Source organism: Prauserella endophytica (assembly GCF_005146945.1).
Taxonomy (GTDB): Bacteria; Actinomycetota; Actinomycetes; order Mycobacteriales; family Pseudonocardiaceae; genus Prauserella_A; species Prauserella_A endophytica.
The window spans coordinates 148,524-164,372 of record NZ_SWMS01000006.1 but is presented as its reverse complement, the minus strand read 5'-3'; the positions used below and the strand labels follow the sequence as shown (position 1 = coordinate 164,372).

General features: G+C 71.7%; 15 protein-coding genes. 8 read left to right on the top strand and 7 right to left on the bottom strand.

The window, feature by feature from the left end; all coding sequences use genetic code 11:
* Positions 1-59 precede the first annotated feature (59 nt).
* Together FCN18_RS13640 and FCN18_RS13635 are read left to right on the top strand one after the other, a co-directional pair.
* Positions 60-1,403: an SLC13 family permease gene (locus tag FCN18_RS13640; protein WP_137095274.1), complete on the top strand. Its 1,344-nt coding sequence runs from the start codon at positions 60-62 to the stop codon at positions 1,401-1,403.
* A gap of 63 nt (positions 1,404-1,466) precedes the next feature.
* On the top strand, positions 1,467-2,231 hold the full coding sequence (locus FCN18_RS13635) for an IclR family transcriptional regulator (protein ID WP_199543413.1): 765 nt from the start codon (positions 1,467-1,469) through the stop codon (positions 2,229-2,231).
* 15 nt (positions 2,232-2,246) lie between these two features.
* Here FCN18_RS13635 and FCN18_RS13630 read toward each other — a convergent pair whose 3' ends face one another.
* Together FCN18_RS13630 and FCN18_RS13625 are read right to left on the bottom strand one after the other, a co-directional pair.
* Positions 2,247-3,020 (bottom strand): enoyl-CoA hydratase/isomerase family protein, encoded by a 774-nt coding sequence (locus FCN18_RS13630; RefSeq protein WP_112268869.1) that lies wholly within the window; start codon positions 3,018-3,020, stop codon positions 2,247-2,249.
* Positions 3,017-4,210 (bottom strand): CaiB/BaiF CoA transferase family protein, encoded by a 1,194-nt coding sequence (locus tag FCN18_RS13625; protein WP_137095272.1) that lies wholly within the window; start codon positions 4,208-4,210, stop codon positions 3,017-3,019. The genes FCN18_RS13630 and FCN18_RS13625 overlap by 4 nt, the downstream gene beginning before the upstream one ends.
* 124 nt (positions 4,211-4,334) lie before the next feature.
* On the opposite strand from FCN18_RS13625, the gene FCN18_RS13620 reads away from it, so the two are divergent.
* Positions 4,335-5,480, top strand: coding sequence for a cysteine--tRNA ligase (locus FCN18_RS13620; RefSeq protein ID WP_112268865.1), 1,146 nt, complete (start codon positions 4,335-4,337; stop codon positions 5,478-5,480).
* A 305-nt stretch (positions 5,481-5,785) separates the two neighbouring features.
* Here FCN18_RS13620 and FCN18_RS13615 read toward each other — a convergent pair whose 3' ends face one another.
* Genes FCN18_RS13615 through FCN18_RS13595 form a run of 5 tightly spaced genes read right to left on the bottom strand, consistent with a single transcriptional unit; the run spans position 5,786 to position 10,618 of the window.
* Positions 5,786-7,117: an ABC transporter substrate-binding protein gene (locus tag FCN18_RS13615; protein ID WP_137095270.1), complete on the bottom strand. Its 1,332-nt coding sequence runs from the start codon at positions 7,115-7,117 to the stop codon at positions 5,786-5,788.
* Positions 7,114-8,163, bottom strand: a complete 1,050-nt coding sequence (locus FCN18_RS13610; RefSeq protein ID WP_112268861.1) for a branched-chain amino acid ABC transporter permease — start codon at positions 8,161-8,163, stop codon at positions 7,114-7,116. Before FCN18_RS13610 ends, FCN18_RS13615 begins: the two co-directional genes overlap by 4 nt.
* Positions 8,163-9,041, bottom strand: a complete 879-nt coding sequence (locus tag FCN18_RS13605; RefSeq protein ID WP_112268859.1) for a branched-chain amino acid ABC transporter permease — start codon at positions 9,039-9,041, stop codon at positions 8,163-8,165. Before FCN18_RS13605 ends, FCN18_RS13610 begins: the two co-directional genes overlap by 1 nt.
* Before the next feature lie 28 nt (positions 9,042-9,069).
* Entirely contained in the window at positions 9,070-9,804 is a 735-nt protein-coding gene (locus FCN18_RS13600) for an ABC transporter ATP-binding protein (RefSeq protein ID WP_137095268.1), read from the bottom strand.
* A complete protein-coding gene (locus FCN18_RS13595) occupies positions 9,797-10,618 on the bottom strand; it encodes an ABC transporter ATP-binding protein (protein WP_407675777.1) in 822 nt (273 codons plus the stop codon). The genes FCN18_RS13600 and FCN18_RS13595 overlap by 8 nt, the downstream gene beginning before the upstream one ends.
* Before the next feature lie 158 nt (positions 10,619-10,776).
* Here FCN18_RS13595 and FCN18_RS13590 point away from each other — a divergent pair, with 158 nt between their 5' ends.
* From FCN18_RS13590 to FCN18_RS13570, 5 genes are all read left to right on the top strand, one after another.
* Positions 10,777-11,997 carry a PucR family transcriptional regulator gene (locus FCN18_RS13590; protein ID WP_137095265.1) on the top strand — a complete coding sequence of 407 codons (1,221 nt, stop codon included), beginning with the start codon at positions 10,777-10,779 and terminating at the stop codon, positions 11,995-11,997.
* A 132-nt stretch (positions 11,998-12,129) separates the two neighbouring features.
* Entirely contained in the window at positions 12,130-12,843 is a 714-nt protein-coding gene (locus FCN18_RS13585) for a TenA family transcriptional regulator (protein ID WP_112268851.1), read from the top strand.
* A 24-nt stretch (positions 12,844-12,867) separates the two neighbouring features.
* Positions 12,868-13,191 carry a Rieske (2Fe-2S) protein gene (locus FCN18_RS13580; RefSeq protein ID WP_233520402.1) on the top strand — a complete coding sequence of 108 codons (324 nt, stop codon included), beginning with the start codon at positions 12,868-12,870 and terminating at the stop codon, positions 13,189-13,191.
* A 2-nt stretch (positions 13,192-13,193) separates the two neighbouring features.
* Complete coding sequence (locus tag FCN18_RS13575) at positions 13,194-14,408, top strand: NAD(P)/FAD-dependent oxidoreductase (RefSeq protein WP_137095263.1); 1,215 nt, start codon at positions 13,194-13,196, stop codon at positions 14,406-14,408.
* Positions 14,405-15,844 (top strand): aldehyde dehydrogenase family protein, encoded by a 1,440-nt coding sequence (locus tag FCN18_RS13570; protein ID WP_137095261.1) that lies wholly within the window; start codon positions 14,405-14,407, stop codon positions 15,842-15,844. Before FCN18_RS13575 ends, FCN18_RS13570 begins: the two co-directional genes overlap by 4 nt.
* Positions 15,845-15,849 lie beyond the last annotated feature (5 nt).

Genomic DNA, 15,849 nt, shown 5'->3' with positions numbered 1-15,849 from the left:
ATTGCGGAATCACTGAATTCCGTCGCGGCCGCGAGCCAACGCCTGCCTCGAGGAGCCACATGTCCATAGAGATTTATTCGATCATCGGCCTGGTTCTCATTTTTCTCCTCGCGACTCTGCGATCGGTGAACATGGGAGCGGTGGCCTTTCTCGGTGCCTTCCTGATCGGTACCTTCATTTACGACGAGTCCGCGGACGATCTGTTCTCCGGCTTTCCCGGCGACCTTTTCGTCGTGCTGGTCGGCGTGACCCTGTTGTTCGCCATCGCCAAGGGGAACGGCACAGTCGACTGGCTCATCCACGCCGGCGTCCGCGCCGTGAAGGGAAGAATCGCGCTCATCCCGTGGGTGATGTTCCTGGTCACGAGCCTGCTGACCATGGTGGGCGCCGTGGTGCCCGGCGCGGTCGCCATCATGGCGCCGATCGGGCTGAACTTCGCGACGCGCTACCGCATCAACCCGATGCTCATGGGCCTGCTCATCATCAACGGCGCCAGCGCGGGTGGTTTCTCGCCCATCAGCATTTTCGGCAGCATCACCAACGGTGTCGTGGAACGCAGCGGCCTTCCCGGGAACCCGGTTCTGCTGTGGGTGAGCTCGTTCCTGTTCAACGCATTGCTGAGCGTCGTGGTGTTCTTCCTCTTCGGTGGCAAGCAGTTGCTGCGCCGGCGAGTCACCACCGACGAGGAGGGCGGCGCGCCCGTCGACGAGCCGGGCGGCGCCGGCGAGCCCGTGGGCGGCGGCGGTGGCGGCGGCGCCACGACGGCGACGCGCACGAGCACCCAGCCCGTCACCCAGGTGACGACTCTCAACGCCCAGCGCACGGTGACCCTGGTCGGCCTGGTGGTGCTCGCGGTCGGCGCGCTGGCGCTGGAGTTCGACGTGGGCCTGCTGGCACTGAGCATCGCCACCGTCATCTGCCTGCTGTCGCCGAAGGAGACCAAGACCTGCTTCGGCGAGGTCGCGTGGCCCACCGTGCTGCTGATCTGCGGCGTGGTGACCTACGTGGGCCTGATGGAGCGCGTGGGCACCATCGAGTTCCTCGGCGACAGCGTCGCCGGCATCGGCGTGCCACTGCTGGCCGCGTTCGTGATCTGTCTCATCGGCGGCGCGGTGTCGGCGTTCGCGTCCACGACCGGCATCCTCGGCGCGCTCATCCCGCTGGCGGTGCCGTTCCTGCAGACCGGTCAGGTCGGCGCGGTCGGCATGATCATCGCGCTGGCGCTCTCCTCGTCGATCGTCGACTCGTCGCCGTTCTCCACCAGCGGCGCCCTCGTCGTGGCGAGCACGCCGCAGGAGCACCGGGACACGATGTTCCGGCGTCTGATGATCTGGGGCATGAGCATGATCGCCGTCGCGCCGGTGGTCACCTGCCTGATCTTCGTGGTGCCCGGCTGGCTGTGAGCCGTGGGGAGCCCGCCGGTGTCGGCGGGCTCCCTCCGCTCCATTGGCGGTTAGACTTCGGTCATGAGTGAGGGAATGCGCACCGTCCTCTCCGCCTTCCGCGTGCTGGAGGAGGTCGCGTACACGCAGCCGGTCGGGGTCGGCGAGCTGGCCCGCAGGCTGCGCCTGCCCAAGAGCACCGTGCAGCGCGCCCTCCGGACACTGTGGACAGCGGGCTGGATCTGCCCCGACGGCGCCGAGGTGACGCGCTGGGTCCTCACCACGCGGGCGCTGCACATCGGCCAGCGCGCGATCGCCGACCTCAGCGTGCGCGACGCCGCGACGGCGATCATGCACGAGCTGCGCAAGGAGACCGGCGAGACCTCGCACCTGATGGTGCGCGAGGGCGACCGCGCCGTGCTCATCGAGCGCGTCGAGACCGAGCACCCGATCCGCGCGGTGATCCCCCTCGGCAGCGCCGTGCCCCTGCACGGATCCTCCAACGGCAAGGCCATGCTGGCGTCCCTGCCGCGGGAACAGGTGCGCGAGATCCTCGGCGGGAAGCTGGAACGCTACACGGGCAGGACGATCGTCGACTGGGACGAGTTCTTCGCCGAGCTCGACCGCGTGGCCAAGCGCGGCTACGCCTCGAACGTCGGTGAGTGGCGCACCGACATCACGGCCGTCGCCTCGCCGATCTTCGACCACGACGGGACGCCCGTCGCGAGCATCTCGATCTCGGCGCCGGGCAGCAGGATGACCGAGGACCTCAGGGAGGGCTACGGCGAGCTCGTGATCGAGGCCGCGCAGCGGATCAGCGCCACGCTCGGCTACCGGCTTCCGGTGTGAGCCGCGCACGGCCCGTCACCGGCCACGCCACTGCGGGGTGCGCTTCTCGGTGAACGCGGCGACGCCCTCCTGGAAGTCCTCGCTGCCGTAGCACATCGCGATCAGGTCGTCGCCGGGCGGCAGCGCGTGCTCGCGCAGCCGCCGCAGCGCGATCTTCGCGGCCAGCATGGTGAGCGGCGCCTGCGTGGCGAGCTGCTCGCACAGCGCGGTCACGCGATCGTCCAGTTCGGACTCGGCGACCAGCTCCGAGACGAGCCCGGCCCGCTCTGCGTCCTGCGCGCCGACGAAGCCCGCGGTGTAGACGAGATGGATGGCCCGCGTCGCGCCGACGAGCTGCGCGAGGCGCGCGTAGCTGCCCATCGAGAGGCAGTTGCCGACCGTGCGGGCGATGGGCAGTCCGAACTTGGCCTTCGGCGTGGCGATGCGCAGGTCGCAAGCCGCCGCGATCGACAGCCCGCCGCCGGTGGCGTAGCCGTCGATTGCGGCGATCGTCGGCACCCGCACCCGCTCCAGGCGCGACAGCACGCCCTCGATGCGATTCTCGTAGGCGAGCCCGTCGTCGGCGCCCCGGAACTCCCGGAACTGCGCGATGTCGGTGCCCGCGACGAACGCCTTGCCGCCCGCGCCGCGCAGCACGGCCACGCGCGCGTCCTCGTCGGCGTCGACGCGTTCGCAGAACTCGACGAGCGCGTCGTACATCTCCCACGTCATCGCGTTGCGCGCCTCGGGGCGGTTGAACGTCGCGACCGCCACCGGGCCGCGGAACTCGGTCAGTACCTGGTCGGTCATCCCACGGCTCCCTCGGCTCGCAGCGTGGCGATCTCTTCGTCGGTCCAGCCGGCCGCGCGCAGCAACTCGTCGGTGTGCTCGCCCAGCGCGGGCGCGACGCGGCGGATGCTGCCAGGGGTCCCGCTGAGCTTCACCGGGATCCCGAGCGAACGAACCTTCCCCTCCGTGGGGTGGTCCAGCTCCACGACCATCTCCCTGGCGAGCGTGTGCGGATCCGAGCACGACTGCGCGTAGTCCCGGATCGGCCCGGCGGGCACGCCGGCCTCGAGCAGCGCGTCCACCCACTCGTCGGTGTCGCGCTCCTTGAGCGTCGTGCTCAGCTCGGCGGCGAGCTCCTCGCGGTGCCGCACGCGGTCGGTGTTGCCGGCGAAGCGCTCGTCGGCCAGCAGGTCCTCCCGGCCGAGCACGGCGCACATCCGCTGCCAGAGCCGGTCGTTGTTGGCGCCGACGGTGAGGTGGCCGTCGCGCGTCGGCAGCGCCTGGTACGGCGCGTTGACCCGGTGCGCGGAGCCGAGGCGTCCCGGCGCCTCACCGGTGGCCCACAGCTCGGAGGTCTCCCAGATCGACAGGGCCAGCGCGGCGTCGTAGAGGGAGGTGTCGATGGCCTGGCCCTGGCCGGTCACCTCGCGGGAGAGGCACGCGCTGAGGATGCCGACCGCGCAGAACAGGCCCGCGGACATGTCGGCGACGGGCACGCCACTCTTCACCGGGTCGCCGCCCGCGTCGCCGGTGACGCTCATGACGCCCGACATCGCCTGCGCGATCAGGTCGTAGCCGGGGCGGCCCGCGTAGGGGCCGGTCTGGCCGAACCCGGAGATCGACGCGTAGACGATCCGCTCGTTGACCGCCTTCAGCGAGGGGTAGTCGACCCCGAGCTTCGCCGCGACGCCGGGCCGGAAGCTCTCCACCACGACGTCGGCGTCGCGCACCAGGCGGTAGAACGCCTCGCGGCCACGGTCGCTCTTCAGGTCCAGCGCGATGCTGCGCTTGTTCCGGTTCACGGCGAGGAAGGCCGCGCTCTCACCGTGCGGCAACCGGTGGCCGGTCGCCTGGCGGGTGGCGTCGCCCTTGCCGACGGGTTCGACCTTGACGACGTCGGCGCCGAGGTCGCCGAGGAGCTGACAACAGTACGGGCCGGCCATGACCTGGGTCAGGTCGATGACCTTCAGGTGTCCCAGCGCGAACGCCATAGTCCCTCGCTGACTGTGCCGTGTTACGGCACGGTTGTCGCCTTACGGCACGACTGTACGGTCGTGGCGATCGGCCGGTCAAGGGAGTCGCGTCCCGGCCGCGCGTGCGGCATCGTGGGTGGGCATGACGTTCGAGTCGATGACGAGAAAGCGCCCGATGGCCGGCGCGACCGCGGTGACGCTCGCGGGCAGGCCCGTGCGGCTGCTCGACCGGGCACGGATCTACGCGTGCGGCATCACGCCCTACGAGGTGACCCACCTCGGTCACGCCGCGACGTTCGTGTGGGTCGACACGCTGCGCCGGGTGCTGCGCGTGCTCGGCGTCGAGCCCATCGTGTGCCGCAACGTCACCGACGTCGACGACATTCTCGTGGAGGCGGCGAGGCAGACGGGCGCCCCGTACGACCAGCTCGCGGCGTTCCAGCAGTTCAACTTCGAGGGCGACATGGCCGCGCTCGGCGTGCGCGCGCCGGACTTCGAGCCCAGGGCCCACAGCTACGTCGACGCGGTGCTGCGGCTCGCCGCGGCACTGCTCGACGCGGACGCCGCGTACGAGCGCGGCGGCGGCGTCTACTTCCGGGGCAGGCAGGTCGCCGAGCGTGCGGGGCTCACCGAGGCGGAGGCGCTGCGGCTCGCGGCCGAGTACGGCGGCAGGCCCGACGATCCCGCCAAGGAGCATCCCCTGGACGTCGCCGTGTGGCAGGCGGGCGAGCCCGGCTACCCGGCGTGGGACTCGCCGTGGGGACCGGGACGGCCAGGCTGGCACGCCGAGTGCGTGGCGATGTCGGAGTCGGTGTTCGGCGTTGGCGTGGACTTCCACGCGGGCGGCGCCGACCTGCGGTTCCCGCACCACGCCTACCACGCGGCGATGGCCGAGGCGCTGTCCGGCGTCACCCCGTACGCGCGTGCGTGGCTGCACGTCGGGACGGTGACCGTCGACGGCGTCAAGATGGCCAAGTCCACGGGCAACCTGGTGTTGCTGGAGGACCTCCTCGCGCGGTACCCGGCCTCGGTCGTGCGGCTGGCGATCATCGACCGTCCGTGGGCGCGGAGCTGGGACTACACGCCGGCGGTGCTCGACGCCGCCGCGACGCGGCTGGAGCGGCTACACCGCGCGGCTGGGCGCCCGATCGAGGCGGGCGACGCCGACATCGAGCGCATCCGTGCCCTGCTCGCCGACGACCTCGGCGTCTCGGCGGCCCTCGACGTGGCGATCGAGGCGGGCGGCGGCGCCGCCCGCCTGCTCACCGCCGCCCTAGGCCTGACCTGAGCGAACCGCGACCGCGAGTCCCCCGCCCCGAACGGCGAGTCCCCCGTTCCGGACAGCGAGTCCCCCACTCCGGACAGCGAGTCCCCCGCTCCGAACGGCGAGTTCCGCGTTCCGAACGCACGACTCGCCGTCCCCAACGCAGCACTCGCCGGACCGGGCGGACGACTCGCCGTCCTGAACGCAGAACTCGCCGTCCCGAACGCAGCACTCGCCGTCCTGAACGCAGAACTCGCCATCCCGGGCGGGCAACTCGCCGTCCTGAACGCAGAACTCGCCGTCCCGGGCGGGCGACTCGCGGGCGGGCGTCAGCTCGCCGGCTGGACGTTCGGGATGCCGTTCTGCGGAGGGCCGGCGTGCTGCTCGGTGTACTCCGTGATCTCGGTGTCGCCGTTGCCGGTAACCAGCACCTGGCTGAGGTCCTCCGTGGCGTCGCCCTCGATGCGGACCACCTTCACACCGGCTAGGCCGGCGTGCGAGTCGGCCGAGTACCGGTACGGCACGAAGGCCGGACCACGCAGCTCGCCGCCGATCTCCTCGAGTGCCCGCACGATCCCCTCCCGCGTCGGCTCCGGGCCCGCCGCCTGCAACGCCTGCACGAAGGTGTACGCCTGCGACATGCCGTAGATCCGGTAGTTGGTCAGCTCGCCCCTGCCGCCGTGGGCGTCCCACACCTTCTGCCACAGCCTCGTCCACGGGTTCTCCGGTGCGTCCACGCCCGGCAGGTACTCCGTGGTGATCGCGCCGTCCAGCATCGCCGCGTCGGTCACCTTGCCCTCGGAGAACCGGCTCAGCAGGGACCCGACCAGCGCCGGGTCGGAGCCGACGTTACTGTAGATCCACTGTGGACGGTAGTTGAGCCGCATCGCCGTCAGCTGGCTCAAGGCCGTGTAGGACGGCACGTTGAAGCCGATCACGACGTCGGCGCCGGCCGCCTGCAGCGCGGCGATCTGCGGCGCCACGTCGGTGTTGCCGGGCGCGTACCGCTCCGCCGCCACGATCTGGTCGCCGATGTAGGCCCGCGCGCCCTTCTCGCCGTCATCGCCGAAGTCGTCGTCCTGCAGGAACAGCCCCACCTTCGCGTCCGGCATGTGCTGCTTGACGTACTGGCCGATGATCTTGCCCTCGACCTCGTAGTCGGGCTGCCAGCCGAACGTCTGCGGGTTCTTCCCCGGCTGGTTCCACAGCAGGGAGCCGGACGACACGAACAGGTCCGGCACCCCTTCGCCGTTGAGGAAGTCGAGCACCGCGCTGTGGGTCGGGGTGCCGAGCCCGCCGACCATCGCGAAGATCTCGTCCTGCAGCACCAGCTCGTTCACGACCTGGCTCGTGTTGGTCGGGTTGTACGCGTCGTCGCGGTAGACGTAGTCGATCGTGCGCCCGTGCACGCCCCCATTGGCGTTGACGTAGTCGAAGTACGCCTTCGTCCCGGTGGGGATCTCGCTGTAGCCCGGCGCGGCGACGCCGGTCAGCGGGAAGTGCGCGCCGACCTTGACGCTCTCCGCGGTCACCCCCACGTCGGAGGCGCCACCGCCCTCACCGTCCTCCGGTCGTCCGCCCGCGCCGCACGACGAGATCAGCAGCGCCGCGATCGTCGCCAGGGCCCCGATCGCGAGACCGCGATGTCCCGGTCGCCTCATGTGCTTCCTCCTTGGTTGATTCCCCGACGCCAGAGCCGGCGGAGCAGTCCCATCACCCCGCCGGGAGCGAGCAGCATCACCACCACGAGCACCACGCCGTAGACCAACGGCGCGAGCTGCGCCGCCTGCACGCCGGTCAGGCCCGCACCGGTGCCCAGGTTCGTCACGGCCGGCGGCAGGAACACCAGCAGCGCACTGCCCAGCAACGCGCCCGTGAGGCTGCCGAGCCCGCCCACCACCACGGCGGTCAGCAGCGACAGCGAGAGCACGATCGTGAACCCGCTCGGCGCGGCGAGCCGCACCACCATCGCGAGCACCGAGCCCGCGAGACCCGCGCACGCGGCGCTCACCACGAACGCGAGGATCCTCAGCCCGCCGAGCCGCATGCCGGCGAGCTCGGCGGCCACCTCGTCGTCGCGCACCGCCCGCCACACCCGCCCGTACCGGCCCGCCATCAGGTTCGCCAGCAGGAGCACCACCACGAGCAGCGTGATCCAGCCGACATACGCGAGGTACTTGGCGCCACCGAGCTCGCCCGCGGTGAGGAAGTAGTGCGCGTCGGCGAACCAGTCGGGCGGGCGCGGCGAGCGCACGCTCAGTCCCTGCTCACCACCGAGCAGGCCGTCGAAGTAGATCGCCAGGCCCGGCACTCCCACGGCGAGCGCGAGCGTCGCACCGGCGAGGTACGGCCCGTGCAGGCGGGCGGCCGCCGCGCCCACGACGACACCGGCCACCGCCGTCACCGCGGCCGCCGCGAGCATCGCGAGCGGGAACGGCACGGAGCCGCCCTCCAGCAGCAGGGCGGTGGTGTAGGCGCCGACGGCCATCAGCGCGCCGTGGCCGAGCGAGATCTGCCCGTTGAGTCCGGTGAGGACGGTCAGGCCGGCCGCCGCGATGGCGTAGTAGGACATCGTGGCGAACTGCGAGTTCCGGAACGGGCTCGTGGTCTCCAGCACGAGCACCACGACGACGAGCCCGGCCACCACGCCCAGCAGGTTGCGCAGCAGCAACGACCGGGGCACGAGACGACGCAGGACGGCACGCATCAGACCCTCCTCTCCGCGACGCGGCTGAACAGCCCGCGCGGGCGTACCAGCAGCACCGCCACGAGGATGCCCAGCGCCGCGAGCGTCACCAGCTCGCTGCCGAGGTAACCGCTCACATAGGACAGTGCTAGCCCGGTGATCAGCCCGCCCGCCACGGCACCCCCGGGGCTCTCCAGCCCGCCGAGCACGGCGGCGACGAAGCCGTACACGATCACCGCGTCCATGTACGCGGGATGCACCAGGTTGCCGCCCGCGATGAGCAGCCCGGCGAGCGAGCCGACGACGGCGGCGAACGCCCAGCCGAGCGTGAGCATCCGGCCGACGCGCACTCCGAGTAGCCGCGACACCTCCTGGCTGAACGCCGACGCGCGCATGCGCAGGCCGAGGTCGGTGAACCGGAACAGCGCGGTGAGCGCGAGCATCACCACCAGCACCGAGCCGATGACGAAGACGCTGAACGGCGTGAACGCGATCGTGAACTCCCCGACGGTGAACCCGCGCAGCCCGAACGGCGCGGGGAACGACTGGAACGTCGCGCCGAACAGGATCGCCGCGAGCGCCTGGAACGCGACGAACAGGCCGAGCGTCACGATCACCGCGTTCAGCTCGGGACCGCCCTCCACGGGCCGCATCACGATCCGCTCCACGAGCGCGCCGAGCACCAGCCCGGCCACGAGCGCCGCGGCGAAGCCGACCCAGTAGGACTGCCCGCTCTCGATGAGGGTCAGCGCGAGGTAGGTGGTGAACATGGCCATCGCGCCCTGCGCGAAGTTGATGATCCTGGTCGCCCGCCAGATGAGCACGAGCGCCAGCGCGAAGGCCGCGTAGATGGCCCCCTGGCTGAGCCCGTTCAGCGTGATGTTGACGAACTGCTGCATGGTCTGCGTCGTCCTCCCTGCCAGACGGCTAGAACCCGAGGTAGGCGTGGCGGAGGTCGGCGTCGCCGGCGAGGGAGGCCGCGTCGGCCGCCGCCACGACGCGGCCGAGGTTGAGCACGAAGCCGGTGTCGGCGATGGACAGGGCGCTGCGCGCGTTCTGCTCGACCAGCAGCACCGTGATCCCCTCGCGGTCGACGAGATCACGGATGAGCGCGAAGAGCTGCGCCACGATCCGGGGCGCCAGACCGAGCGACGGCTCGTCCAGCAGCAGCACTTCGGGCGCGGACAGCAGCGCCCGGCCGATCACGAGCATCTGCCGCTCACCGCCGGAGAGCGAGTTGGCCTCCCTGCGCCGCCGCTGTTCCAGCGCGGGGAACATCTCGTACACCGTGTCGAGCCGGTGCTCCCTGCCGCCCTTCCCCCTGCGCGCGGTACCGAGCAGCTCGCCGAGTCGCAGGTTCTCCTCGACGGTGAGCTCGGTGATCACGCCGCGGCCCTCGGGCACGTGCGCGATCCCGGCGCGCGCGATGGTCTCCGCCGACGCGCCGGTGAGGTCGCGCCCGCCGAGGAGCACGCTGCCGTCGGCGCCCTTGACGAGGCCGGAGATCGTGCGCAGCAACGTGGTCTTGCCCGCCCCGTTCGCGCCGAGCACCGCCGTGACCCGCCCCGGCGAGGCGGTGATGTCGACGGCGTCGAGCGCGGTCACCGGGCCGTAGCGGGCGGAGAGTCCCCTGATGTCCAGCGTGCCGCGGGGCTCAGCCATGCCGGGCCTCCTCGCCGAGGTAGGCGTCGATCACCGCGGGGTCGTCGCGAACCTGCGCGGGGCTGCCCTCGGCCACGACCCGGCCGAAGTCGAGCACGGTGATCCGGTCGCAGACGGACATGACGAGGTCCATGTGGTGGTCGACGAGGATCACCGTCATCCGCTCGGTCAGCGCGCGCACGAGCTCGCCGAGCTCGGCCATGTCGTCGGCGCCGAGCCCGCTCGCCGGCTCGTCGAGCAGCAGCAGCTCGGGATCGGCGGCCAGTGCCCGCGCGAGCGCGACACGCTTGCGCACGGGGTAGGGCAGGCTGCCCGGATGGCGGGCCGCGTAGTCCTCCACACCAACCTCGCGCATCGCCGCGGCCGCGCGCTCCCGCAGCCGCCGCTCATCGGCCCCCGCACGGGGCAGCGCGAACAGCGCCGAGGCGAAACCCGTGCGGCGGAAGCGATCCGCGCCCACCATCACGTTCTCCGCCACGGTGAGGCCCGCGAACAGCCCGAGCCCCTGCAGCGTGCGCGCGATGCCCATCCCGGCCAGCTGCGCCGGCCGCAGCGCGGGCACCGGTTCGCCCCGCCACCACAGGGTTCCGGTGTCGGGCCTGACGAACCCGCAGCAGACGTTGAAGAACGTGGTCTTGCCCGCGCCGTTCGGCCCGATCACGCCGTGCACCTCGTGCGGCTGCGCGGCGAGCGACACGTCGTCGAGCGCGACGAGCCCGCCGAACCGCACGGTGACGCCGTCGGCGGCGAACAGTGGTGCCGGGTCGGACCGGGCGCTGGGCAACCTCGTCTCGGATGTTTCCGGCAACGTCACGACTCGCGCCTCCCACCGTTGGGGTTTCGAGGGTCCTAAGGGTGATGCGCGGCGCCCAATCGCGGCCATAGGCGCCGCGCCCAAAGATGTGTCCGATTTATGGGCTGTCCGCCCGGAACGGCTGGACCTCGTGCCGCGGTCCGTGCCAAGGTCGGCGAATGAGATCGTCGGCCGAGGGCACCGGAGCGCTCGACTGCCCCGAACCCGCGAAGGACGCGCTGCACAAACTGAGCCGCGTGCTGCTCGACAACCTCGAGGCGCTCGCGGACCGGCTGACGATCATCGTGCTGCAACGCGAGCCTGCCTACGCGCAGCTCGGCATCGCGGCCCCCGACGAGCTGCGGGAGAACCTGCGCGGCAACATCGAACGTGGCCTGCAGTCGCTGGGCGGCAACGTGCCCACGGGCGAGGACCCGCAGGACACCTCCCGAGAGACCGGCCGCCTGCGCGCCCGGCAGAACGTGCCGCTGGAGGCGGTGCTGCGCGCCTACCGGCTCGGGGGCCGCGTCATCTGGGAGGGACTGCTGCAGACCTCCCGGGAACGGTTCGCCGGGTACTACGACCACGCGCTGCTCGACGCGGCCGGGTACGTGTGGCGCGTGATCGACTCCAGCTCGTCGGCGCTCGTCGACGCCTACCGGCTCGAGGAGGCGCGGCTGCGCAGCCAGGAGCTGAGCAGGCGGCACGCGTTCCTCAACGCGCTGCTGGAGGGCCGCGGTGGCGACCCGGCGCTCGCCGAGGAGGCCGCGACCGCGCTGGGACTGCCCACGAGCGGGCCGATGCTGTGCGTCGTCGCCCCGGTGGACTCCCCGCGGGACGACCCGCTGCGCTCGCCCCGCGACGTGCTGGCGGCACACGGGATCGTCTCGTCGTGGCACGTGCGGCCCTCCGACATCGTGGGCCTGGTCGCGCTGGGCGACCGCTCCCCCGCCGCCGTGCTCGACGCGCTCGGCCCCGCGGTGGCGGGCCGGGCGGGCGCCTCACCGGTGGTGCACCGGCTCGCCGAGGTCGCCGACGCCTACACACTCGCCCAGACCGCGGCGCGCACCCTGCGCGAGCCCGGCGTCGCGTTCCTCGACGACCGGCTTCCGGAGGCGCTGCTCGTCGGCAACCCGCACCTCACCCCCCGGTTGCAGCAGGTGGCCTTCGGCGGCCTGCTCGACCTGCCGGAGCCGGAGCGGGAAACGATGTTCAAGACACTGGAGGCGATGATCGACAGCGGCGGCTCTCCCACGCACGCCGCGCAGCGCCTGTACTGCCACCGCAACACGGTGATCTACCGGCTCCAGCGCATCGAGTCGGCCACCGGGCGCAAGGTCGCCGAGCCTCGCGACCGACTGCTGCTCGCGCTGGGGCTCATGGCGCGCAGGCAGCACTGAGTCCTTGGTCCGGCATCCCTCATCCTGCACACGGAATGAGCCGCACTCGTGTGCACTGTGTCCATGGAGCGTGGTGCCCGCCGCTCCGTAGCTTCGGTGACGACAGCAGACCTACGGCCAGAAGGTGATCACATGACCGAACTGCTATCGCACGCGGAGTTCCGGGCCGCACTCGAGGACGCCATCAAGGGCCGCGAGGCCAAGAACGCGTCGTTCAGCACGGCCTGGGCGGAGGGCAGGCTCGAACGGCACCACTTCGCGCGCTGGGCTGAGAACCACTACCACTACGTCGGACCGTTCGCCGACTACCTCGGCTACATCTACGGCAACACCCCGGACTCGTGCACGGGCGCGAAGGACTTCCTCCTGCAGAACATGTACGAGGAGGAGCTCGCCGACATCCGGCACACAGACCTGCTGATCCGGTTCGCCGAGTCGTGCGGCACCACGCGCGAGCGCATCGAGAACCCGGACAACATGAACGCGGTGACCCGTGGGCTGCAGGCCTGGTGCTACACCGTGTCCATGCGGGAGCACTTCGCCGTCGCCACGGCCGCGCTCGTGGTGGGGCTGGAATCGCAGGTGCCGAGCATCTACAAGAAGCAGATCGTCCCGCTGCGCGAGGTCTACGGCTTCACCGAGGACGAGATCGAGTTCTTCGACCTGCACATCACCTCCGACGAGGTGCACGGCGAGCGCGGGTTCCAGATCGTGCTCGACCACGCCGACACACCGCAGCTGCAACAGCGGTGCCTGCGGTTCGTGCGGTGGGGTGCGGAGATGCGGTTCGCGTACACGAAGTCGCTCTACGACACCTACGTCGCGCCCGACCTCGTCGCGGCCTGACCGATGGCCGCCGGTGAGCGGTGGGTGTATCTCACCGACCTGAGCGAACTGATGCGGCGCAAGAAGAAGCTCGTCGTCGCCGACGGCGAGAGCATCGCGCTGTTCCTTGTGGACGGTGAGGTCTACGCCCTGCACGACGTGTGCGTGCACAAGCAGCGCTCGCTGAGCAAGGGCACGGTGCTGCACGGCCGGGTGGTGTGCCCTGGGCACCAGTGGAAGTTCGACCCGGCGACGGGCAGGGCCGAGGACCAGGAGCTGTGCCAGCCCACGTACGACGTCCGCGTCACCGACGGCCGGGTGTACGTGAACCTGGTGCAGCGTCAGCGAATTCCCGTGGAATCGAGGTAGCAGTGCTGAGAACCGTCGTGGTGGCAGGCGCGGGCCAGGCCGCCGCGGTGGCCGCACGAACGCTGCGCAGGCGCGGCTTCGACGGCCGGATCGAGCTCGTCGGCGACGAGTTCGACCGGCCGTACCAGCGGCCCCCGCTGTCCAAGGAGTACCTGGAGAACACCGTCGAGGAAGGGCTGTGGCTGCTCACCGAGCAGTGGTGCGAGGAGCAGGACGTGCGGCTGCGGCTCGGCACGAGCGCGGTCGCCGTCGAGCCCGGGCTGGTGCGTCTCGCCGACGGAACCGGGCTGCCCGCCGACGCCGTGCTCATCGCCACCGGCGGCAGTCCGCGCACGCTGCCCGGTGTCGCGGGCGAGCACGTGCACACCCTGCGCACGCGGGCCGACGCCGACCGCCTGCGGGAACGGCTCCGGCCCGGTGCGAGGATCGTGATCGCCGGAGCCGGGTTCCTCGGCTCCGAGGTGGCGGCCACGGCGAGGGCGCGCGGCGCGGACGTCGTCGTGCTCGACCCGCTCGAGGCGCCGCTGCTGCGCGTGGTGGGCGCCGAGCTGGGAGGCGTGTGCGCCGAGCTGCACCGGGCGAACGGGGTGCGGCTGCGGCTGGGCGACCCCGTCGAGTCGGTCGCCGAGGGCCGCGACGGCATCGGCGTGCGGACCGCGAGCGGCGAGCGCCTCGAAGCCGACGCGCTGGTGGTCGCGGCCGGCATCGTGCCCGCCACGGAGATCGCCGAGCGGTCGGGAGTCGCCGTGGACAACGGCATCCTCGTCGACCCCTCCGGCCGCACGAGCCTGGCGAACGTCTACGCGGCGGGTGACGTCGCCAACCACGACCACCCGCTCTTCGGTGAGCGCATCCGCGCCGAGCACGTCGAGTCGGCGAACAGGCTGGCGACCGTGGTGGCCGACACGATGCTGGGCAGGCAGGCCGTCTTCGCCGACCCGCACTGGTGCTGGTCGGACCAGTACGGCGTGAACCTGCAGTTCGCTGGGCACGCCGCGGGCTGCGACGAGATCGTCGTGCGCGGCACGCCCGCCGAGCTCGACTTCTGCGCGTTCTTCCTCCGCGCCGGGGTACCGAGGGCGGCCTTCGCCGCCGAGCGCGGCACCGACGTGATGGCAGCAAAGGAACTGATCGCGCAGGCGGCCCCGGTCGACCCTGCCGTGCTGCGCGACGAGGACACCGACCTGTTCGACCTGGCGATGGAAGGGGTCTCGTGACCGCGAACCTGATCGGCGGCGAGTGGACCGGCGCGTCCGGTGGCCGGCTCGTCGAACGGCGCAACCCCGCGGACACCCGGCAGGTCGTGGCCTCCGCACCGGACTCCACGGCGGCCGACGTGCACGACGCCGTGACCGCCGTGGCGGAGGGCTATGACGAGTGGGCGCAGGCGGGCCCCGAGCGCAGGGCCGAGGTGCTGGCCGCCGCCGCGGCCGTGCTGGAGCGCGATCCCGAGAAGCTGGCGGCCGAGCTCGTGGCCGAGGAGGGCAAGACCCTCGCGGAGGCGCTCGGGGAAGTCCGCCGCACGCCGGCGAACCTGCGGTACTACGCGAGCGAGGCGGTGCGCATGACCGGCCGGACCTACCCGGCGGCGCGGGGCCTGGTCTACACCACCCGGCAGCCGGTCGGGGTCGTCGCGGCGATCACGCCGTGGAACTTCCCGCTCAACATCCCGTCTCGCAAGCTCGGTCCCGCACTCGCGGCGGGCAACGGCGTGGTGTTCAAGCCGAGCGAGGTGACGCCGTTGCTGGCGCGGCGGCTGGTGGAGGCGCTGCTGGAGGCGGGTCTGCCGCCGGGTGCGATCGCGCTCGTGCACGGCGGCGCCGAGGCCGGTGCGGCGCTCGTGGCCGACGACCGGGTGGCCGCGGTGACGTTCACCGGGTCCACCGCGGTCGGCGGGCGCATCCACGGCGCCGTGGGTCCGGCCAGGCGCTGTCAGCTCGAGATGGGCGGCAAGAACCCGGTGGTGGTGCTGGAGGACGCCGACCTCGACCGCGCGGCGGGCCTCGTGGTCGCCGGCGCGTTCGGGCTCTCGGGTCAGGCCTGCACCGGCACGAGCAGGGTGATCGCCCACGACGCCGTCCACGACGAGCTGCTTGCCCGGGTCGTGCGCCGCGCCGAGGCGCTGCGGGTCGGCGACGGCATGTCCGAGGGCGTCCACCTGGGGCCGCTCGCCACCCGCGAACAGCTCGCCACGGTCGCGGGGTACGTCGATCTGGCCATGCGCGAGGGGGCGCGGCTGCACACCGGCGGCACGCCGCCCGGGGGTGACGCGGTCGCACACGGGCACTTCTTCCGCCCCACCGTGTTCTCGGCCGTGGAGCCGTCGTCGCGGCTGGCCCGGGAGGAGGTGTTCGGCCCGGTGCTGGCGTTCCTGCGCGCCGGCTCGTTCGACGAGGCCGTCCGGCTGGCCAACGACACCTGCTTCGGGTTGTCGGCCTCGGTCGTCACGCGTGATCTCGGCCGGGCCCTGGAGTTCGCCGAGCGTGTCGACAGTGGACTGGTGAAGGTCAACCAGCCCACCACCGGTATGGCCATGAACGCGCCGTTCGGCGGTGTCAAGGGCTCCAGTACGCAGACGTTCAAGGAACAGGCGGGCGAGACCATGTCGCACTTCTACACCGTCGACAAGACGGTCTACGTCGGCAACGGATGAGGGGA

Coding starts and splice junctions, on each gene's coding strand:
- FCN18_RS13640 (WP_137095274.1), top strand. CDS start 60: ATGTCCATAGAGATTTATTCGATCATCGGCCTGGTTCTCATTTTTCTC.
- FCN18_RS13635 (WP_199543413.1), top strand. CDS start 1,467: ATGAGTGAGGGAATGCGCACCGTCCTCTCCGCCTTCCGCGTGCTGGAG.
- FCN18_RS13630 (WP_112268869.1), bottom strand. CDS start 3,020: ATGACCGACCAGGTACTGACCGAGTTCCGCGGCCCGGTGGCGGTCGCG.
- FCN18_RS13625 (WP_137095272.1), bottom strand. CDS start 4,210: ATGGCGTTCGCGCTGGGACACCTGAAGGTCATCGACCTGACCCAGGTC.
- FCN18_RS13620 (WP_112268865.1), top strand. CDS start 4,335: ATGACGTTCGAGTCGATGACGAGAAAGCGCCCGATGGCCGGCGCGACC.
- FCN18_RS13615 (WP_137095270.1), bottom strand. CDS start 7,117: ATGAGGCGACCGGGACATCGCGGTCTCGCGATCGGGGCCCTGGCGACG.
- FCN18_RS13610 (WP_112268861.1), bottom strand. CDS start 8,163: ATGCGTGCCGTCCTGCGTCGTCTCGTGCCCCGGTCGTTGCTGCTGCGC.
- FCN18_RS13605 (WP_112268859.1), bottom strand. CDS start 9,041: ATGCAGCAGTTCGTCAACATCACGCTGAACGGGCTCAGCCAGGGGGCC.
- FCN18_RS13600 (WP_137095268.1), bottom strand. CDS start 9,804: ATGGCTGAGCCCCGCGGCACGCTGGACATCAGGGGACTCTCCGCCCGC.
- FCN18_RS13590 (WP_137095265.1), top strand. CDS start 10,777: ATGAGATCGTCGGCCGAGGGCACCGGAGCGCTCGACTGCCCCGAACCC.
- FCN18_RS13585 (WP_112268851.1), top strand. CDS start 12,130: ATGACCGAACTGCTATCGCACGCGGAGTTCCGGGCCGCACTCGAGGAC.